A 19,556-nucleotide genomic window follows, 5' to 3' on the forward strand; every position below is an offset into this window, starting at 1 on the left:
GATGAGAAGAATTGCTTTATTTTTATTTGTTGGACTGTTTGCCTGTGCATTCAGTGCCTGTGTTGTTTTATCACCGCAGAAATATAAGGCCTTATTGGCAAAACAAGATTCGCTGGGTTCAGGTTTAGATCAGTCTCAATTGAAAAATGAATATCTGGAAGATTTGATCAGCAGATTGAAAAAAGATACTACAGGGCTTAGTGCTTCATTAAATGACCTGAGAGGGAAGTATTCTGAAATTGATGATAGTTATGCTAAATTAAAGGATAACAGCTCTACGGAGATTAATAAGCTATCTCAGGACCTTAAAAAACGCGAACAACGTTTAAAAGAAGTGGAAGAGATTTTGCGTAAACGTGATGAGGCAACCAATCAATTGAAAGAAAAGCTGCAACAGGCTTTACTGGGCTTTACAAAAAGCGGCTTAACAGTAGAAATTAAGAACGGAAAAGTATATGTGTCTTTAATGGATAAGTTATTGTTTCCTTCCGGCAGTATTGTAATTGATGAAAAAGGAAAACAGGCTTTAACACAACTGGCGACTGTATTAAAAGAACAACCGGAGATTAATATTGCGGTGGAAGGGCATACTGATTCGCAAAAAATCAGTAACCTGGGCCAGATTAAAGACAACTGGGACCTGAGTGTGCTGAGGTCTACCTCTGTGGTAAGGTACCTGACTGAGGTGGCTAAAGTTGAGGGTGTAAGGATGACTGCCACTGGAAAGGGCGAATTTCAGCCATTGGCATTGAATACCAGTGCGGATGGAAGAAGTAAAAACCGTAGAATAGAAATTGTACTTTCTCCAAAACTGGACGAGTTGTACAACCTGATTAAACAATAATATAAATATATCAAATACAAAGGCCGTTAGGATGATCTCCTAACGGCCTTTGTATTTGGTTGAATTTCTGTTATGGAATGGGTTCTTTTCTTAAAAAGGGCTGCTGAAATCTTTGAAAGCAGGCAGTACCAGGTCTTTATCAGAAAGTAAAAGATCTTCCAGCGGGATATCCTTGCTCCAGTTGATATTTAAGTCGGCATCATTCCAGATGACACCTATTTCTGATTCCTTATCGTAGTAGTTACTTACTTTATAAGTGAAAATTGTCTGATCTTCCAGCGTTAAGAAGCCGTGTAGAAAGCCTGGTGGTACCCAAAGTTGTCTATGGTTTTCTCCACTGAGTTCTATGGTGAAGTGTTGTCCGTAAGTAGCAGAGTCTTTTCTGATGTCTACTGCAACGTCCAATACCTTACCCTGGATCACTCTTACCAGTTTTCCCTGTGCGAAAGGAGCTTTCTGGGCATGTAATCCACGTAAAGTGCCTTTCTGAGAGAAAGATTGATTGTCCTGAACGAAGTTGACATTAACGCCTGCTTCTGAAAGGGTTTTTGCATTGAAACTTTCATAGAAATAGCCACGGTTGTCTTTCCAGACTTTAGGCTCTATGATCAGCAGATCAGCAATAGGGGTTTCTAAAATATTCATATTATGATTAATCGATGATTTCCATTAATGTCCGAAAAGCAACAAGTTGATTTTCGAATTTTGCGGTAACTTCTGCCTGTAAGGCCGGCGCGAAGTTATCCTGATAATCCTGGTAAGCGTCCATATCCAGTGCTTCATATTGTGCGCAATAAGTAACGCCTTCATTTGGGGAGTCTACCACTTTTAGTAAACGGTGGGAAACAAATTTCCCTGTGGCCATTACAGCTGGAACATGTGATTCCTGCATCCATTGCAGCCAGCGATCCGCTGCTGCATCTTCAATTATTGAGGTAACATTGTATACTAACATTTTGCAAAGATAGGAACTATGTACCAATAATATCACCGCGAAGTTTTCTAAAACGTTTGCGTGCTTCGGTGCTGTACATACTGCCGGGATAATCGTTGATCAGCTTCTGGTATACGGCTTTAGCTTGTTCGGTATCCTTCAGATTGTTTTCATAAAGACCGCCAAGAATAAACAAGGCATCATCTGCCCAGATACTGGTACCATGTTTTTCAGTCAGGACCTTTAGTATGCTGATTGCCTTACTGAAGTCATTGTCTTTAAGCCATATCTTCGATTTGGCCATCAGAATGTCGTCCTGTAAACTGTTGTTGGGGAAGGCAATGTCGATGCTGTCTAATTTGGCCATTGCCTGAGGAGAAAGATTTCTAAACTCCAGCATTTCTGCGTCTGCATACATTTTTAAGGCACTGGAGTCTGTTGGGGACTGCAGGTTATCAGAAATGAGCAGGCTCAGGTTGAGCGCATCGTTTGCGATCAGCTGGGAGGTCGAAGCTTTAAGGACATCTGCCTGGGATTTTGCATAAGCGAAATTACCCTGATAGTAGGATAATCTGGCCGAGCGGTATCTTGCTTCATTGCCTATGGCGAGGTTTTCGAATTGTTTCGCCACTTGTTCATAGATCAGAATGGCTTCCCAGGGTTGTTGTGTCAGGATGTAGAGGTCTCCGAGGTCAAGTTTTAGCTGTCCAAGGTCTGTTAAGGAGAGGCCGGGGATTTTAATGGCTTCTTCTAATGCTTTTTCTGCGGTATCGAGGTTATTCAGGTAATAGGCCTGGAGGTTTACCCACTTTTTTAAGGCGAAAATAGTTTGTGGTGTTTTACCATATTCATCAAGGATGGACTGATAAGCTGCTACAAGTTCTGTGATTGCATTCTTTTCATATTTACCTGCAATTAATAACTCATAACGGGTATTAATCAGTTCTACTTTAGCAGGCAGGTAATATTCATTTTCTTTTCCTTTTAATAACAGGTACTCGTAAGCTTTAATTGCTACCGGATAGGCCTGATTACTGAGAAAGGTATTTGCCGCCTGGTATAGGATGCCACCATCATCCTTGATGCGCTTATCTCTGGCAATTAACTGCCTTAGCGCCATTTCATACTCCTGTTGTTGCAGGTATTGCCAGATTAATAGTTTAGTATAAATTTCTGTCTGTGGTTCTTTCTGGATTTTCTTTAATAACGCTGCTTGCAGGAGTTGATAATCACTATTCTCCTCAAATACCGTAGCAAAAACGCTTTCTGCTTGTGGCAGGAGTTGTGGCATTTCCGGCAGGGCATCCAGGTATTCCTGAATGAGCATTTGTTTGTCTTTTTTATAGCGATAGATACTTAGCAGCTCAAAAGTGAAAGGTTTATTACTTTTTAATAGTTTCCTTCCTTGCAGGAAGGCGGTAATGGCAAGGTCGTAGGCTTGAAAATTGTAAAATTGAGTGGCAATTTCGCGGATTTTGAATTCATCTGCAGGCAGATTGCTGAGGGCCTCCATATATTGCTTATTGGCTTCCTGGCTTTGTCCTTTCTCCTGAAATAACCGGCCAAGTGCAACACCATAGTTAAGGTTTTTGGGATTTTGCTTCAAGGCCTTTCTGACCAGTTTTTCTGCCTCCTCAAATTTCCTGATTTTTAAGAGGCTGCTGAAATACAGTTCAAAATAAGTTTCATTATTGTTTTTTTTGTATAGCTTTTCGAATAGAACGGAAGCCTCCTGAAATTGCCCTTGCTGGTAATACTGATAAGCGAGGGCATCATCCGTATGGTCTTGTGCAGCGCAAAAGAGCTGGAGCAGGCAAAGGGAAAAGACTAAAACGAGTTTCTTCATTGAGGGGCTTAAACAAACAGGAATCTAAAAATAACGATTTAAAGACGAATGTAGCATGTCTTGTGACAAGATTAATACCGGGGGGTATTTTAAATGTTACGGATTTATATTTTCATAGCCCAAAAAAGTATTTATATTCATCAGTCGCTGAAATGTAATAGTAACAATATTGGTGTATATCTGCTATAGACAGGTTGGGTTCCGTAGCTTTGTTAGCGATAAAATAATATGATGAGATATAAAAGATACTTTTTCCTGTTTTTAATATCTCTTGCTTTTGCTTGTCAGCCAAAGGAGGGAGGGGAGCGCATTATTCCCCTGGATGATTTTTTTAAATCACAGGACAGGATGACTTATCGGGTTTCCCCGGATGGACTAAAGCTTTCTTATTTGAAGCTGGAGGGACAAAGTTTAAACCTTTATATAGAAGATATTGCTTCGGGGAAGGCTAAAAAAATCACCCACCTGGAGGATAAAAACATTGTTTTCTATTTTTGGCTGAGTAACCATGAACTGATTTATTATAAAGAAGTGGATGCTGCGAAAAGGCGTTCAGATATCTTTATTATTGATAAAGAAGGGGCAAATGAGCGGCAGTTGAGTAGTAATGAAAAAAGTAGGATGCGGGTGATCGAAGATCAGCTGATTGATGATAAATACCTGTTGATTTCTTCCAATAAGAGGGATTCTACCGTTTTTGATGTTTACCGGTTAAATGTGCGGAACGGGAGTATGGAGATGGTGGCTAAAAACCCGGGAAACATTGCCGACTGGCGTACAGATTCTGAGGGTAAATTAAGACTTGCCGTAAGTACTGACGGGGCCAATACAACAATGCTGTACCGCGCGCAGGAAGGTCAGCCGTTTAAACCCATCATGACCAATAACTTCACGACTACATTCAGGCCAATTGCTTTTAAACACGACCGGCCGAATATCATCTATGCAATTTCCAGTGTTAACAGAGATAAAAGTGCCCTGGTTGAAGTTGATTGTAATACCGGAAAAGAACTCAAAGTTCTCTTCGGAAATGATTCTCTGAACATCACGGATGCGCAATATTCCAGAACAAAAAAGGAACTGTCTTTTGTTATTTATGAGACCTGGAAAAAGGAAAAACATTACATGGATGATTCCATCAAAGCACTTTATAAAGATCTGGATGAGTTATTACCTCAAACAGAGACCAGGATTTTAGACCGTGATCAGGCAGAAAATGTATTCGTACTGCGCACCTTTACCGATAGGAATCCCGGGTCTTATTATCTCTATTTCGCTGATAAGCGTAAGCTGAAAAAACTAAGTGATTTTAATCCTTCGATTAAACAGGAGGAGATGAGTGAGATGAAACCGGTTAGTTTTCAGTCGAGGGATAGTCTTACCATTAATGGCTACCTGACTTTACCGCTTCATCTGAAACCAGAGCATCTGCCAGTGGTGGTTCTTCCTCATGATGGTCCTGTAGACCGGAATTTATGGGGATACAATGCAGAAGTACAGTTTTTGGTAAATAGGGGTTATGCTGTGTTTCAGATCAATTATCGTGGCTCTTCCGGTTATGGGAAAGCATTTATGACCGCCGGATTTAAACAATGGGGTGGTAAAATTCAGAATGATATTAATGATGGTGTAAGGTGGCTGATTGATAAAAAAATTGCGGATCCTAAGCGGATTGGCATTTATGGCGCTGGCTTTGGTGGTAATATTGCGCTGAACAGTGCTTATCAGAATCCTGGAATGTACGCTTGTGCGGCCTCTAATTCAGGGGTAATTAACCTGTTTACGTATTTAAAATCTATTCCGCCATTCTTAAAGAATAGTTTGCAGATGTATTATGAGATTGTAGGAGATCCATTAACGGATGCAGATCTGATGCGTAAGGCTTCCCCTTTATTTCAGACCGATAAGATCAATACTCCTGTATTCATCTCTCAGAACGTAAAAGATCCGAATGCCAATGCTGCAGAGACCTTACAATTTGTGAAAAACCTCAAAAAGAGAAATGTGAATGTGACCTACCTGGAGAACGAAGGGATTGTATTTCCGACTAAAAATCTGGAAAGCAGACATCAGTTTTATACTGCTCTCGAACAATTTTTAGAAATAAACCTTAAAAACAGGTAAATTCGGATCAATGATCGCAGAGAAAAAAACAGGCTATCGTAGAAACTTTTCTTTAATCCTTACTTTCATCATACTGATGTCTGTATTGTTTTCCCTTTCCTTGTATCTCGCTTACAATTTTAGTAAGAAATATATTGAGAGTGAGTTTGTGTCTGAGAAAGTCAATGTTCTGGAGCAAACGATTAAGCCATACAATGATTTCTTTCAGAAGAAACTACCGGAAGTCTCTTACTATAATGGCTACCTGGATTCGGCTACGGCGGCCAGTTTTGTAGACACCGTATTACTGGAATATCCTTTCGTATCGAGGGTTGTTTTTTATGATTCTGAGGTAAGGAATACACCTGTTAACGATGGATTAAATACCGGTAAATTTTCTTTCGGCCCTAAGGACATTTACCAGTTCGGGAGTTTAATCCCTTCCGATTCTGTGCGCCTTTTTTCGCGGTCTAATACGCGTAGCTTTATTGTTGGGGATGATTTTAATTCCCTTGCATTGAAGTTAGCCTCTTATATTGAAATCCTGGATACCAATAAAGTGCCTAGTCAGGATGAGTTGTTTAGTAGCTTCAGTAATGTCCGTTCCAATAAGATTACGTATCTCAATATTCCAAGAATAGAAGACCTGAAGGTGTATAAACGGATGTTAAGAAGCACATTAGATCGGCAACCCGTTTACCAGCAGGATATGCTGTCTTTCCACCTGGATCCTTATAAGCTTAAAATCATCAACTCCAGACCTCTTTTATACCAGCATATTAAGATCCAGCCCTCAACGTATGATCCTTTAGACACCTCCGAAACTTACTTAAGTACGGAGATTACCTTGCCGGGTGCTTTTTCGGATTATAAGCTTTACTTCCTTTCTTCAAAATCATTTGTAGACCGGGAAATCCTCAGTTATTTTTTACCTATTGCTGCCGCGATTCTGGTCTTTTACGGAATTGTGGTGCTGGTTGCATTTTTAATTTACAGAAATCTGAATATTAATCAGCGCATGTTCAAATTGCAATATGATTTTGTGAATAACCTCACCCATGAGTTTAAAACACCCGTCAGTGTGATTAAAATAGCGGGGAATAACATTAAAAGTGCGACAACACTCAGCGATAGGGAGCTGAAACTCTATGGAAAAATACTGGATGAAGAAGCAGATAAGCTGAATGGTTTAATGAATAAATTATTGGCCTTCACGCAAATTGAAAACAAGGCAATTCAGCTCAACCGCGATGAAATTTATATTGAAGATTTTATAGAAAGTACAGTAGAGTCACATAAATTGAAACATCCTGACTTCGATTTTACCTACGAGGTGAGTGGATTTACCACTTTTGTGACTGATCCTGTGCTTTTAGGCAGCCTTTTTGATAACCTTGCAGAGAATGCCTATAAATACTCACCGCCAGAGCGGAAAAAGCTGCACATTAGTGCCCGCCTGATTAAAGGTAAGGTGGTGTTTAGGTTCACGGACCATGGGATTGGCATTCCTTCCTCCGATATTAATAATATCTTTAAGAAGTTTTTCCGCATTCAAAATCAGTACAACCAGAATGGAAGTGTTGGACTCGGATTGGCTTTCTGTAAGGAACTTGTTAACTTTATGAAGGGCGAGATTACCGTAAAAAGCAGGGTGAACAAAGGAACAGAATTTAAAATTGTACTACCATATAACGATTAGAAAGTATGTCTAAGGGAATTAAAATATTAATAGTTGAAGATGATGAGAACCTAAGGTTTTTAGTGGTCCACCGTTTAAAAGCAGAAGGATATGATGTTCTGGAGGCTGGTGACGGGGAGGTTGCAGAAAAAATGATCATGGCAGAAAAACCGGACATTGTTTTACTGGACTGGATGTTACCTGGTAAACAAGGCTCTGAGGTTTGTGAAGAAGTTCGTAAGCAGGGCTTCGAAAACCTGATCATCATGATGACCGCCAAGGCACAGGATGTAGATAAGATTGATGCTTATAATTTCGGCGTTTCCGACTACGTAACGAAGCCTTTCAATATGGACGTACTGGTTGCTATGCTGGACAATAAAGTGAAATTCTTATTGAACAATGACCGCTCAGAGATCCATCGTTTTGGAGATATGGAACATCATCCAAATATCCATACCTTATTCAGGAACGAAAAGAAAATCGAGCTGACTATTTTAGAGAATAGAATTCTGCTTTATTTCTTAAGAAACCCGAATAAAGTGATCAATCGTGATGAGCTGATGTTGGTGGTTTGGGGTTACAACTCCGATGTAAACACCCGAACGCTGGATATGCACATTGTACGTCTGCGTAAGAAGATAGAACTTAATCCTGATAATCCTCAGTTGTTACAGACGGTAAGGGGAGTGGGATATCGTTTTAATCCTGCTTAGAAGAAACATAATAGTGCCAGCAAAAGGTACTGCAATAACATCATTCCATCCAAATACAGAAAATAATAGTATTCATTTTTTTCTGTATTTGATTTATAGATCAGCCAACCTGTTAACCCGATGGTAAGCGCTAGCGTAATTACCTCAAGGTTGACGGTTTGCCGCAATAAGATCAATAATACCAGAAATCCCCCAAGCAGGAACTGACAAAATAGAAGCGCCTTTTTATCTCCTGATAAGGCTGGGATGGTTTTCAGCGCAATGATCTTATTTTGAAACAGATCTCTGATATCAAACGGAATTGTGATGGCTGCAATAAATAAAAAGCGCATGGCTACCAATAACAAGGTTTCCCCGGTGGAGATATTAATTGGATGGTTATGTTCAGTCTCCACAACCGGCAGCAGCACACAACTGATTGACCAGATCAAAGCAACCAGAAAGAGCTTGATCAAAGGGATATTCTTCAGGCCTATCTTTTGTCCACCCAATGTTAGAAATGGGATGTTGTAGCTAATGGCCAGCACGGTGGTAAAAAGCATCAATAATTTCCCTTCAATACTTAAATAAAGCAGTCCCAGTGGGATGAGGCAAAGTGCAGAAATTAAGGTGATGGAAATGATTAAGCGGTGGTGTGAAAAGATCCAGCGAACCCTCATCAATGGAGAATTTGCAGGATCTTTTGGTGTGGATAGCAGCATGCTGAAATTATACAGCCCTAATGTGCCAAAGAATATAATCGCGAGGATATATTTATCAGGAGAAATCCGGAGTAAATAATAAGTAACCAGACCTTGAGCAACTGCACAAATGGCAATAAACAGATTGCTGAACAGCAAAAAATCAAGGCTGGAAAATAGTATTTTTTTTACCATATCCGTTGGGGATTTATTTAGGCGCGCTTCAACTCAAATATCGTGATTTCCGGTAAAATTCCAACCCTTCCAGGATAGCCAAGGAAGCCATATCCCACATTTACATAGAGTTGCTGTTGTTGTGCCTGGTACAGGCCGGCCCATTCGTTATAGATATATTGCACCGGGCTCCATTGAAAATCTTCCGTTCTTACACCGAATTGCATCCCATGGGTATGGCCGCTAAACATGGCGTCAATCTGTGGGTATTCAGGTAATACCTGTGCTCTCCAATGTGAAGGGTCATGCGATAACAGTAATTTAACAGGTAGATCATCCGTGTCTTTTGTGGCCAGGTCCATTCTTCCGAATTTCGGAAATCTTCCGGTACCCCAGTTTTCGATACCCAGAATTCCGATCTCTTCACCGTTTACTTTCAGGCGTCGGTGTTCATTCATTAATAAATCCCAACCCATTCTTTCATGGGTTTTGATCACCTCCTGAAGGTTTTTAGTTTTGGCAACAGAAGGACCTTTTCCAAGGCGATATTCTCCATAATCATGGTTACCTAAAACGGAATATACCCCTAAAGGAGCTTTAACCTTTTTAAAGATATCCTGGTAATTTCTCATCTCTGTCGCCAGGTCATTTACCAGGTCTCCGGTAAAGAACACTACATCTGGTTTTTCTGCCATCAGCATTTCCACACCACCTAAAACTGCTCTGGGGTTGTAGAAACTTCCGGAGTGAATATCAGAGATCTGACCTAATTTCATGCCCTCAAAGGAGGCTGGAAGGTTTGGAAGGATCAAAGTCCGGCGGATGATTTTATAATCATAAGCACCTTTAACAATGCCCCAGCTTAAGGACGTCAGAGGAATCGCTGCTGTAATTAGTCCGGCTTTTACCAGAAAAGAGGAACGACTGATGGGCTCTCCCGGTGCTGGCTGGGTAATCGTTTCCGGGAGTACCGGATCTACGACCAGCCTTGTTTTTGGTTTTGTAGATCTGGAAAGCCTGATGATAAACCTTCTGAGGTCGTCTACAATCAAAAAAGGAAGCAGCACCATTTTACAGGCAACTGTCAGGAAATAGGCGACCAGGATCACCGATTTAAGGCTAAGAAACAGGTTTGCATAGAAGGTGCTGAAAACCCCAGCCAGCAATACAAAGGTATATCCCCACCATAGGATGGTAAAGAACTTCCGCGTGCCGGGTTTCCATTTTTTGAAAACACTAAGAATGGCGCGGTAGCAGTAATAGTCGAATGCTAATAGTAAGACTGATAAAAATATAAAGACGGGTAATCGGCCCATTTAGTGTAGTTATAAATGTTTATAGTGTAATTTAAAATTGCTTATCTGAAATCCATATCATCTTCATCCTCATCTCCGGGACTGGTATTAAACAGGCTGTCGAACATATCGGAAAATCCAAATCCACTCTGCAGGTATTTCTTATTCAACTGTGAATATTCTGCGAGGCCATGTAATACAAATTCCATCATCAGTAAGCTTTGATTTGCGCTCAATTTTGGATGAAACTGTTTCACCAATTCGCTTAATCCGTCTACTTGCATCAATTCTTTTTTGTATTTGGCCAGGGTAAGCTGGTCGGAAATATCCAGGGTATTCCCCTCAGTAAACCACTCAGTAATACGGAAGTATGGGTTAGCAACTTTGCTCTTTTTCGCTTTCCCGGGATCCGGGAAATAGCGGTTGAATAAAGATTTAATAGCCTTTCCGATTAGGGTATGGGCTACTTTTGCCGGGCCTTCCAATTCGCCCTCATAAACCAGTTCGATTTTTCCGGTAATTGCAGGAGTAATTCCTGTTAAATCCGAGAGTCTTACAAAAGTGTTTTTCTCCTTATTGATGAGCATTCTTCGTTCGGCGGTGCTGATCAGATTTTCATAAGCCGAGATGGTTAACCTTGCGGAAACACCAGATTTTTGATCAATAAATTCGCTCTGTCTGGCTTCAAAAGCGACTTGTTCTACCAGGTCTTTGACCAGTCCGTCTGCTTCAATAGTTTCTTTCTGTCCGGCAGTTATTTTCGCTTCCTGCGCAGTAATCTCTCTGGAGATGGCAATTGTTTTCGGGTAGTGTGTCAGAATCTGACTTTCAATACGGTCTTTTAAAGGCGTCACAATAGAGCCTCTATTGGTGTAATCTTCCGGATTAGCGGTAAATACAAACTGTACATCCAGTGGCAATCTCAATTTAAAGCCCCTGATCTGGATGTCCTTTTCCTGTAGCATATTGAACAAGGCCACCTGAATTCTGGCTTGCAGATCGGGTAGCTCATTGATTACAAAAATACTACGGTGAGCCCTCGGAATCAATCCGAAGTGAATCACTCTTTCATCGTTGTACGTTAGTTTAAGCGTAGCAGCTTTGATGGGATCTACGTCTCCGATTAAATCGGCAACGGTAACATCTGGAGTGGCCAGTTTTTCCGTGTAGCGCTCGCTACGGTGTTGCCAGCTGATCGGGGTATTGTCTCCATGAATGTTAATCTCATGTTTTGCATACCATGAAATTGGATTCAATGGGTCATCAAAAATCTCACTTCCGGAAACATAAGGAATATATTCGTCCAGTAAGTTGACCATCAGGCGCGCAATTCTTGTTTTTGCCTGACCTCTTAAGCCCAGTAACAGAATGTTATGTCTGGATAAGATGGCAGTTTGAAGTTCTGGCATAACGGTTTCGTCATAGCCTAAAATCCCTTCAAAACCGGCCTCATTACTTTGAAGCTGGGTGATCAGGTTTTTACGAAGTTCGTCTTTTACGGCAAGCGACTTATAATTGGAAGCCTTTAACTGGCCAAGGGTTTTTATAGTGATGTGATCCATGTGATGTCTTGATATTGTGGAGTTGCTATCGAACTGTTTTTCTTCGGTTTTTTATGTAATCTTCAAAGATGTATTCCCCTAATCCGTTCAGGGAGCTATAGAATGCCCTTCCTCCGTTAATTTGGGTAAATTCCCTGACAAACTGTTGTAAGTAGGGGTCTTGTGCGATCATGAAGGTGGTAATTGGAATATTCAGGCGTTTACATTGGGCGGCCATATTTAACGTTTTATTGACCACTTTTCTGTCGAGACCCATGCTGTTTTTATAATAGCCGCCATTTTCTTTCAGACAGGTAGGTTTCCCATCGGTGATCATAAAAATCTGTTTGTTATGTGTTTTGCGGCGTCTTAAAAGATCTGCGGCGAGCTCCAGTCCGGCATAAGTATTAGTATGGTACGGGCCTACCTGTAAATAGGGCAGGTCCTTGACGGTGATCGGCCAGGCATCATTACCAAAAACCACAATGTCCAGGGTATCCTTAGGATATCGGGTTCTGATGAGTTCTGCGAGTGCCATGGCCACCTTTTTTGCGGGTGTGATCCGGTCTTCGCCATAAAGGATCATGGAATGAGAAATATCGATCATGAGCACTGTGGAAGTCAGGGTTTTATAATCCTTTTCTTCTACTTCCAGATCGCGCTCGGTTAGGGTGAAATTACCGATGCCATGGTTGATCTGGGCATTATGAATAGAGGCGGTCATGTCGATCTGATCCAGTGGATCACCAAAAGAATATTCCCTTCTGTCGGCATTTTTCTCTTCGCCAATACCAGAAATATTGGTGTTATGATTTCCCCGGCCTGCTTTTTTGAGCTTACCAAAGATCTCTTCCAGGGCCGACTTCCGAATGGTTTGCTCTGTTTTAGCAGTAATACTCATATCGCCATTGACCGGGTTCTCCTTTAGATAACCTTTATCCTTCAGGTCATCAATAAAGTTACCCATCCCATAATCGTTGTTGGTGAACTTGTATTTCTTATCCAGTTCATTCATCCATGCCAAAGTTTCTCCCGCATCGCCGGCAGTATAATTGAGCAGCTGAGTGAAGAGCTTTAGCAATTCATCGAAACCACCTTTCGGTAAGTCATCTGGCTGAAAATTAGAAAAATGGAAACCTCTCATATATTCGTTATAAACGGAATATCGAAGGTAAAAGTTTGAAAAGGGAGTAATGTTATCCAGTTGTAAAAATACCCTGGCAGGAGGAATGGCCTAAAGGGCCTTTTGAGGGATGAGCTGTGTTTTGAAAGTAGGGGCAGAATCAGGTTTTTGCTGCCTGAGCATCGGATTATATTTAATTTCAGGGTACCATATAGAATAGATGATACCCTGAAATTAAAATTTATCAGCTATTTCGGAGAGCCGTTTGCAAGTGCACGTTCTGCTCTTTTCACCGCTAGTTTTTCTCTGTATTTCGCGTAAGGGGCTTTAAAAGCCATCTTCAACACGCTATCCAGTCCGCCCTTTATGGCCAGATTGAATACACTTTGTGCTTTTCTGACGATAGAAGCATCCCATGCTCTCAGGCTTAGGGAGAAAGAACCGTCCAGATATTTCATCCAATGCCACATTCCTGTAGGCATAAATAAGGTATCACCATGTTCCAGGAATACTTCATAGCCTTCCACGCCTTTTAAAGCCGGGAATTTCTCGAAATCCGGGTTTGCAACATCATAATCCTCTAAAGCATAAGTTGCATTAGGGATACAGTATAACCTTTTCTTCCATTTGTTATCGAACAAAATGATGTGTTTTCTTCCACCAAAATGGGTATGGAAAAGGTGTGGTAAATCAATATCATAATGTAAAAAAGTAACCGAGTTAGAGCCACCAAAGAACATGGCAGGCATACTTTCAATGAAGCCGCCCATCAGATCTTTTGGCAATACGATGTCTTTAACCAGGCTGGGCACATGCTTAAACAAGTTAAAGAAGAAGATACGAAGTTCAGTAGGTTCTCTTTTGATCAGATCAAGATAATCGCCAAAACGCATTTCTGCTACAGAGGCATTGATAGGCTTTGAGGGGTCCGCTTTAGAGTTGTCCATCAGGCTGACATTGATGTCGCCGGCAATTTCTTTTAAATATTCAGTCGTCCATTTCTCTCTGGCTGGCCATGATTTGGTTAGACCTTTTATAATTAAAGGACGTCTCGGATCTAAATAATTCTTTTTGAAATCCTCAGGACTAATGTTTTCAACGGTATCTACCGGCTTCAATATAAAGCTCATAATTATCAAGGTTAAAGGACAAAAGTGTAAATTAAAATTTAAACTTATCCATCCGGGAATAATTATTTTTGCCTGCCAGGGAGGTTTCTGCAGTTAATTTATCTGGGTTTCTGATTCGCAAGGGCCTTATTGGCTCTTCTAATCACGGGTTTTTCCTTCCATCTCATTGAAAAATTAATCCTGTCCTCTGACTCAAATCTTTTCCGAAGGGGAAAACATTTGCAGGTCTTCAAACAGGATCAATTTTTCTGTTGAATAATGAAGGTTCCGAATTTTACATTTTCAGCAGGGGTTTGATGCTACGGAAGGGATTAAATTTAGTTAGGCATCAAAACGGTGTCAACAACGTGGATCACACCATTTTTTTGCATCACATTAGCGATGGTAACGGTAGACATGCCACCTTTTTCATCTTTCAGGACTAATTTTTTTCCTTCCATCCAGGCCCATAATTTTCCGCCGCTTGCAGTACTGAATTCTGCTTTGCCCTTTCCGGCTTTGATGGCTTTTGCAATATCAGCAGCGGTCATTTTTCCGGGAACTACATGGTAAGTAAGGATTTTGGTTAACAATGCTTTATTTTCTGGTTTTACCAGCATTTCTACGGTTCCTGCCGGAAGTTTTGCGAATGCTTCATTGGTAGGCGCGAAAACAGTGAATGGTCCTGCTGATTTTAAAGTTTCTACCAGACCGGCAGCTTTTACCGCTGCAACAAGGGTGGTATGGTCTTTGGAGTTTACGGCATTATCAACAATGTCTTTATTGGCATACATCGCTGCGCCGCCAACCATTGGATTCTTCTGTGCCTGTGTTGTGAATGCCATGGCTACCAGGGCAATTACGGTAAAGAATGTTCTTTTCATGATAGTAGTTTTTGTATGGGCAGATACGAGGAAATGTTCGGGTCGGTTTTTGTTATATTTAAAAAAAACGATTAATCTTTTTTCTATTCTGCTGGTCATAAGTACCATGCCTTAAACAATCACCTATATGAAAACACCGGTAAAGGTTATTTATTCATTTATAGCTGTACTCCTCTTCACGATATTTTTCTGTTCTTTTAAAGATGGGATGTCAGGAACGCTGAAACCGGCTTTTCCTTACCGTCAGGCTGGATTAACGGAGCGTCAGGCAGCGGCACATTTACTGAGCAGGTTTAGCTATGGAGCGAAGAAAGGCGAGGTGGATGCGGTATTAAAAATCGGCCTGGAAAAATGGTTTCAACAACAGCTGGATGGAACACTTCCCGATGACAGCCTGAATTTGTTATTGAGTAAGTATGAAGATATAAACTTGAGTAATACCGAAGTTGAGAATAAATATCCCAGAGCAAACAGAGTTCTGAAGTTGGCCATACAGGATGGATTTATAAATAAAGATTCCGTTAATAAAGGGGATCGGGCTGCGTATCGGGCACAAATCCGTGCTTATATGGAGCAAAAGGGACTAAAGCCCGAACAGGAATTATTACGACAATTTATAAATCAAAAGATATTAAGGGCTGCCTATACCAATAATCAGTTAAAGGAATTACTGACCGATTTCTGGTTCAATCATTTCAATGTATCGCTGACAAAAAATCAATGTGCAGCCTTTGTTCCTGCTTATGAACGCGATGTGATCCGTCCTAATGTAACCGGAAAATTTGAAAATTTACTCCTCGCTACGGCGAAATCTCCGGCCATGCTCATCTATCTGGATAATTTTAGCAGTACCGGAACTCCGCTGAAAAACAACCAGGGGCAACAAGGGGGAAAGCGTAAGATCCAAATGGAGCGCATGAACAAAGGGCGACCTTTAATGAATAATAAAGGCAAGCCGATCCCGCCAAAAAGAAAATCGGGAGGGCTGAATGAAAATTATGCAAGAGAAGTGATGGAACTCCATACCATGGGGGTGGATGGCGGATATACTCAGTCGGATGTAACCCAGGCGGCAAGGATATTAACCGGATGGACAATGGCACCAATGGGTGAGGAAGGATATGGTGCGGGGATGAAAAAGATCATCGATCAGGTGGGAGAAGCAAACTTAAAACAGAGCGGTTTTGTAAGGGATGGCGATTTTTTATTTGTTCCAAACCGACATGACAATGAAAAGAAAACAGTATTAGGTCAGGACTTTCCTGAGGGCGGGGGCTATGAAGAGGGCATTGCCTTATTTGATTTACTATCAAATCATCCCGCAACGGCTAAATTCATCAGTAAAAAATTAGCCACCAGGTTCGTAAATGATCATCCGCCACAAAGCCTGGTCGACAAGATGGCAAAGACTTTTACCAAAACTAAAGGAGACATCAGGCAAGTGATGGTCACGATGGTTTCCGCTCCCGAATTCTGGAGTAAAAATGCCCTCCGGGAAAAAACAAAATCTCCTTTTGAATTGACCATTAGTTCCATCAGAGCATTAGATGCTAATATTACGCAACCTTATCAGCTCTTCAACTGGGTCAATAAAATGGGACAAAAAATGTATTATTATCAGGCACCTACCGGTTTTCCGGACCAGGGACAGTACTGGATTAACACAGGTTCGCTGCTCAATAGAATGAACTTCGGACTGGCAATTGCTGCTCAGCGTATTCCTGGTGTCAGGATAAACCTCACTGCATTGAACGATTTTCATGAACCGGAAAGTGCCGAGGCTGCATTGTTAACCTATGGAAAAATCATGATGCCAGAACGCAATTTAACGGAAACGTTTAAAAGGCTGAAACCGATGCTAAATGATCCGGCATTAACGAAGAAAGTGGCGAATGCGGCGGATAAAACAGTAAGCGCAGCGCAGCAGCTAAAAGAGCAAGAGGATGTCCTTCCAATGGGGTCAAAAGAAAATAACAAAGAAAATAATAAGGAAAAGAATAACAACGCCATGTTGGCACAAGTTGTAGGAGTGATCATTGGATCGCCGGAATTTCAGCGTAAATAAATTAGGAAAATCATGACTTCAAGAAGAGGATTTATAAAAGGCGGCGGACTGGCATTATTCGGTATCGGTCTTGGCGGAATTCCAGGTTTTCTGGCAGAAGCAGTGGCCAGTACCAAAGCTCCTGGCTTGTTCAACAGGAAGAAAATAATGGTTTGTATCTTTCAGCGTGGGGCGATGGATGGGCTGATGGCCGTTACTCCATTTACTGATCAATACCTGCAACAATCGCGGCCAAATTTATTTATGAGTGCTGCTAAAACAGCGAAAAATACCCCGCTGATAGATCTGGATGGCCGTTTTGGCCTTCATCCTTCCATGGCCGCCTTTGAATCGGTATTTCGGGAAAAGCGCATGGGAATCGTGCATGGCATTGGATCACCCAACAATACCAGGTCACATTTTGATGCACAGGATTATATGGAGTCAGGTACTCCCTTCAAAAAGGGGACGGATAGTGGCTGGCTAAACCGGGCCGTAGGCTTACTTGGGCATGATGGGGCAACGCCTTTTCAGGGGGTCAGCTTAACCTCTTCCTTACCGAGATCGTTTTATGGCGCAAATCCGGCATTGGCTATCAGCAACCTTCAGGATTTTAATATTCAAATGAGAGGGAATATGAACGGGGCTAATCTGGCGGCCAAAAGCTTTGAAGATTTATACGACCAGACTTCCTCAGCGCTACTCAAGGATACCGGAAAGGAAAGCTTTGAAGCGATAAAGATGTTGCAGAAAACCGATACAAAGAATTATAAACCTGCCAATAATGCCGTTTATCCGAACACTGCACTGGGCAATTCCCTGAAACAAATCGCGCAGCTGATCAAGATGAATGTAGGGATGGAAGTGGCCTTTGCAGAGTCCGGCGGTTGGGATACCCATTTTAACCAGGGTACAGATACCGGAATTTTCGCGAGAAATGTGAACGACCTCAGTAATAGTATCATGGCCTTCTGGACAGATATGGGGACCTTACAAGATGATGTGACGGTGATGACTATGACAGAATTTGGTCGTACGGTTAAGCAAAATGGAACCGGTGGAACAGACCATGGACGTGCGTCCTGCAATTTCATTCTTGGAAATGGGGTAAATGGAGGATTGGTACATGGGAATGTTCAGCCTATGGCCATAGAAAACCTCGAAGATGGCAGGGACCTGGCCGTAACCACTGATTTCAGAAGCGTATTTTCTGAGGTGGCAGACCGACATTTGAACCTTCATAACGATAAAGTACTTTTCCCCGAATGGGATGGTGCTAAAATTGGTGTGATGAAGTAAGAATCAGCTCGTTTTTAATATTTTATCATTAATTTGGCCTTGATTAAGCTGAGTTCAGGATCGTTCCCCCGTATTTTTTTATGAAGAAAGAATTTTTGTATTTGTTTTTAGCATCGGCCGTGCTGGCCTGCAATCCAAAAGGTGATAATAAAGGGGGAGCTTCTGCTTCCGAAACCACTGCAGGTCCTACTGCCACTGCTGGGATGTCCGGTTCAAAGCCAACAGATGCTGCAAGTTGCAGTTCAAATCTGCCTAAACGATATGGTGCGGTTAATAAAATCGAAACACTTTCCGCTGATAAAAAGAACGATTTACATTCCCATGCCGGCATGAAATTTATTCCTGCGGGTTCTTTCAAAATGGGTGCTTCGGATAAAGAAGGACGCAGAGACGAATACCCTGCGCATGAAGTGAAAATGGATGGCTTCTGGATCGATGAAACCGAAGTTACCAATGCACAGTTTGCCGCCTTCGTAAAGGCTACAGGATACCTGACCCAGGCAGAGCAGAAACCTGATTGGGAAGAAATCAAAAAACAACTGCCTCCTGGTACTCCAAAACCTTCAGAAGACCAGTTACAACCAGCATCTTTAACTTTTTCTCCACCAAAAGGACGTGTAGACATCAACGATGTTTCACAATGGTGGAGCTGGACTCCCGGTGCCAGCTGGAAACATCCACAAGGACCAAAGAGCAGTATAAAAGGAAAAGAGAATCATCCTGTTACCCAGATCTCATGGTTTGATGCCAATGCTTATGCGAAATGGGCAGGGAAACGATTACCTACAGAAGCGGAATGGGAATATGCTGCAAGAGGTGGTTTGAGAGATAAGAAATACCCATGGGGAGATGAAGACCTGGCTACAGGAAAGCTGAAAGCAAATACCTGGCAGGGAGAATTTCCGTATTCAGATAAAAAAACAGACGGTTATGGTAGTGTTGCACCCGTAAAATCATTTGCGGCAAATGGCTATGGCTTGTATGATATGGCGGGAAATGTATGGGAATGGACGGCGGATTGGTACCGTGAAGATTACTATCAGCAACAGAAATCGCAGAAAGGGCAGTTAACAAATCCAAAGGGGCCAAAAGACAGTTATGATCCGGCAGAACCAGAAATCCCTAAGAAAGTGATCAGGGGAGGTTCATTTATGTGTCACTCTTCGTATTGTAAGGGGTATCGCGTGACTTCCAAAATGAAGTCTTCGATGGATACAGGACTGGAGAATACCGGCTTCCGGTGTGTGTCCATGTGATATTCTTGAACCAGTCCTGATCTCGGGCTA

The 19,556-nt window shown here is 41.7% G+C and carries 16 protein-coding genes; 7 read left to right on the plus strand and 9 right to left on the minus strand.

The features are described 5' to 3' along the window. Nucleotide 1 precedes the first annotated feature (1 nt). Complete coding sequence (locus OQX61_RS04670) at nucleotides 2–844, plus strand: OmpA family protein (RefSeq protein WP_265840955.1); 843 nt, start codon at nucleotides 2–4, stop codon at nucleotides 842–844. A 90-nt stretch (nucleotides 845–934) separates the two neighbouring features. On the opposite strand, the gene rfbC is transcribed toward OQX61_RS04670, so the two are convergent. From rfbC to OQX61_RS04685, 3 genes are read right to left on the minus strand one after another with little or no spacing between them, the layout of a single operon-like run. Further along, nucleotides 935–1,489 (minus strand): dTDP-4-dehydrorhamnose 3,5-epimerase, encoded by a 555-nt coding sequence (gene rfbC / locus OQX61_RS04675; protein ID WP_265840515.1) that lies wholly within the window; start codon nucleotides 1,487–1,489, stop codon nucleotides 935–937. 7 nt (nucleotides 1,490–1,496) lie between these two features. Beyond that, the gene (locus OQX61_RS04680) at nucleotides 1,497–1,799 is read right to left on the minus strand and encodes a DUF4286 family protein (protein WP_265840516.1); all 303 of its coding nucleotides are present in this window, start codon (nucleotides 1,797–1,799) and stop codon (nucleotides 1,497–1,499) included. A gap of 16 nt (nucleotides 1,800–1,815) precedes the next feature. Then, nucleotides 1,816–3,624 carry a tetratricopeptide repeat protein gene (locus OQX61_RS04685; protein ID WP_265840517.1) on the minus strand — a complete coding sequence of 603 codons (1,809 nt, stop codon included), beginning with the start codon at nucleotides 3,622–3,624 and terminating at the stop codon, nucleotides 1,816–1,818. 228 nt (nucleotides 3,625–3,852) lie between these two features. On the opposite strand from OQX61_RS04685, the gene OQX61_RS04690 reads away from it, so the two are divergent. Genes OQX61_RS04690 through OQX61_RS04700 form a run of 3 tightly spaced genes read left to right on the plus strand, consistent with a single transcriptional unit; the run spans nucleotide 3,853 to nucleotide 8,121 of the window. Beyond that, nucleotides 3,853–5,748 carry a prolyl oligopeptidase family serine peptidase gene (locus tag OQX61_RS04690; RefSeq protein ID WP_265840518.1) on the plus strand — a complete coding sequence of 632 codons (1,896 nt, stop codon included), beginning with the start codon at nucleotides 3,853–3,855 and terminating at the stop codon, nucleotides 5,746–5,748. A 10-nt stretch (nucleotides 5,749–5,758) separates the two neighbouring features. Next, entirely contained in the window at nucleotides 5,759–7,426 is a 1,668-nt protein-coding gene (locus OQX61_RS04695; protein ID WP_265840519.1) for a HAMP domain-containing sensor histidine kinase, read from the plus strand. A 5-nt stretch (nucleotides 7,427–7,431) separates the two neighbouring features. Then, on the plus strand, nucleotides 7,432–8,121 hold the full coding sequence (locus tag OQX61_RS04700) for a response regulator transcription factor (protein ID WP_265840520.1): 690 nt from the start codon (nucleotides 7,432–7,434) through the stop codon (nucleotides 8,119–8,121). On the opposite strand, the gene OQX61_RS04705 is transcribed toward OQX61_RS04700, so the two are convergent. The 6 genes from OQX61_RS04705 to OQX61_RS04730 form a co-directional block, all read right to left on the minus strand. Next, entirely contained in the window at nucleotides 8,118–8,996 is an 879-nt protein-coding gene (locus tag OQX61_RS04705; protein ID WP_265840521.1) for a hypothetical protein, read from the minus strand. The genes OQX61_RS04700 and OQX61_RS04705 overlap by 4 nt on opposite strands. A gap of 17 nt (nucleotides 8,997–9,013) precedes the next feature. Then, the gene (locus OQX61_RS04710; RefSeq protein WP_265840522.1) at nucleotides 9,014–10,291 is read right to left on the minus strand and encodes a metallophosphoesterase; all 1,278 of its coding nucleotides are present in this window, start codon (nucleotides 10,289–10,291) and stop codon (nucleotides 9,014–9,016) included. Nucleotides 10,292–10,332: 41 nt separating this feature from the next. Continuing rightward, nucleotides 10,333–11,832, minus strand: coding sequence for a sigma 54-interacting transcriptional regulator (locus tag OQX61_RS04715; protein ID WP_265840523.1), 1,500 nt, complete (start codon nucleotides 11,830–11,832; stop codon nucleotides 10,333–10,335). 25 nt (nucleotides 11,833–11,857) lie between these two features. Further along, nucleotides 11,858–12,955, minus strand: a complete 1,098-nt coding sequence (locus OQX61_RS04720; protein WP_265840524.1) for a VWA domain-containing protein — start codon at nucleotides 12,953–12,955, stop codon at nucleotides 11,858–11,860. 227 nt (nucleotides 12,956–13,182) lie between these two features. Then, nucleotides 13,183–14,064 (minus strand): cupin-like domain-containing protein, encoded by an 882-nt coding sequence (locus OQX61_RS04725; RefSeq protein WP_265840525.1) that lies wholly within the window; start codon nucleotides 14,062–14,064, stop codon nucleotides 13,183–13,185. A gap of 317 nt (nucleotides 14,065–14,381) precedes the next feature. After that, nucleotides 14,382–14,927, minus strand: coding sequence for a fasciclin domain-containing protein (locus tag OQX61_RS04730; protein ID WP_265840526.1), 546 nt, complete (start codon nucleotides 14,925–14,927; stop codon nucleotides 14,382–14,384). Between the two features lie 127 nt (nucleotides 14,928–15,054). On the opposite strand from OQX61_RS04730, the gene OQX61_RS04735 reads away from it, so the two are divergent. The 3 genes from OQX61_RS04735 to OQX61_RS04745 all read left to right on the plus strand — a co-directional run bounded on the left by OQX61_RS04735 (nucleotide 15,055) and on the right by OQX61_RS04745 (nucleotide 19,526). Beyond that, nucleotides 15,055–16,992, plus strand: coding sequence for a DUF1800 domain-containing protein (locus OQX61_RS04735; RefSeq protein ID WP_265840527.1), 1,938 nt, complete (start codon nucleotides 15,055–15,057; stop codon nucleotides 16,990–16,992). Nucleotides 16,993–17,004: 12 nt separating this feature from the next. Beyond that, nucleotides 17,005–18,270: a DUF1501 domain-containing protein gene (locus OQX61_RS04740; RefSeq protein ID WP_265840528.1), complete on the plus strand. Its 1,266-nt coding sequence runs from the start codon at nucleotides 17,005–17,007 to the stop codon at nucleotides 18,268–18,270. A gap of 80 nt (nucleotides 18,271–18,350) precedes the next feature. After that, nucleotides 18,351–19,526, plus strand: coding sequence for a formylglycine-generating enzyme family protein (locus OQX61_RS04745; RefSeq protein WP_265840529.1), 1,176 nt, complete (start codon nucleotides 18,351–18,353; stop codon nucleotides 19,524–19,526). Nucleotides 19,527–19,556 lie beyond the last annotated feature (30 nt).

The sequence above is a fragment of the Pedobacter sp. PLR genome, from assembly GCF_026239675.1.
Lineage (GTDB): Bacteria > Bacteroidota > Bacteroidia > Sphingobacteriales > Sphingobacteriaceae > Pedobacter.

What these genes read in the sequence shown, in the direction of transcription:
- OQX61_RS04670 (WP_265840955.1), top strand. Translation starts at nt 2, where the DNA reads ATGAGAAGAATTGCTTTATTTTTATTTGTTGGACTGTTTGCCTGTGCA.
- rfbC (WP_265840515.1), bottom strand. Translation starts at nt 1,489, where the DNA reads ATGAATATTTTAGAAACCCCTATTGCTGATCTGCTGATCATAGAGCCT.
- OQX61_RS04680 (WP_265840516.1), bottom strand. Translation starts at nt 1,799, where the DNA reads ATGTTAGTATACAATGTTACCTCAATAATTGAAGATGCAGCAGCGGAT.
- OQX61_RS04685 (WP_265840517.1), bottom strand. Translation starts at nt 3,624, where the DNA reads ATGAAGAAACTCGTTTTAGTCTTTTCCCTTTGCCTGCTCCAGCTCTTT.
- OQX61_RS04690 (WP_265840518.1), top strand. Translation starts at nt 3,853, where the DNA reads ATGATGAGATATAAAAGATACTTTTTCCTGTTTTTAATATCTCTTGCT.
- OQX61_RS04695 (WP_265840519.1), top strand. Translation starts at nt 5,759, where the DNA reads ATGATCGCAGAGAAAAAAACAGGCTATCGTAGAAACTTTTCTTTAATC.
- OQX61_RS04700 (WP_265840520.1), top strand. Translation starts at nt 7,432, where the DNA reads ATGTCTAAGGGAATTAAAATATTAATAGTTGAAGATGATGAGAACCTA.
- OQX61_RS04705 (WP_265840521.1), bottom strand. Translation starts at nt 8,996, where the DNA reads ATGGTAAAAAAAATACTATTTTCCAGCCTTGATTTTTTGCTGTTCAGC.
- OQX61_RS04710 (WP_265840522.1), bottom strand. Translation starts at nt 10,291, where the DNA reads ATGGGCCGATTACCCGTCTTTATATTTTTATCAGTCTTACTATTAGCA.
- OQX61_RS04715 (WP_265840523.1), bottom strand. Translation starts at nt 11,832, where the DNA reads ATGGATCACATCACTATAAAAACCCTTGGCCAGTTAAAGGCTTCCAAT.
- OQX61_RS04720 (WP_265840524.1), bottom strand. Translation starts at nt 12,955, where the DNA reads ATGAGAGGTTTCCATTTTTCTAATTTTCAGCCAGATGACTTACCGAAA.
- OQX61_RS04725 (WP_265840525.1), bottom strand. Translation starts at nt 14,064, where the DNA reads ATGAGCTTTATATTGAAGCCGGTAGATACCGTTGAAAACATTAGTCCT.
- OQX61_RS04730 (WP_265840526.1), bottom strand. Translation starts at nt 14,927, where the DNA reads ATGAAAAGAACATTCTTTACCGTAATTGCCCTGGTAGCCATGGCATTC.
- OQX61_RS04735 (WP_265840527.1), top strand. Translation starts at nt 15,055, where the DNA reads ATGAAAACACCGGTAAAGGTTATTTATTCATTTATAGCTGTACTCCTC.
- OQX61_RS04740 (WP_265840528.1), top strand. Translation starts at nt 17,005, where the DNA reads ATGACTTCAAGAAGAGGATTTATAAAAGGCGGCGGACTGGCATTATTC.
- OQX61_RS04745 (WP_265840529.1), top strand. Translation starts at nt 18,351, where the DNA reads ATGAAGAAAGAATTTTTGTATTTGTTTTTAGCATCGGCCGTGCTGGCC.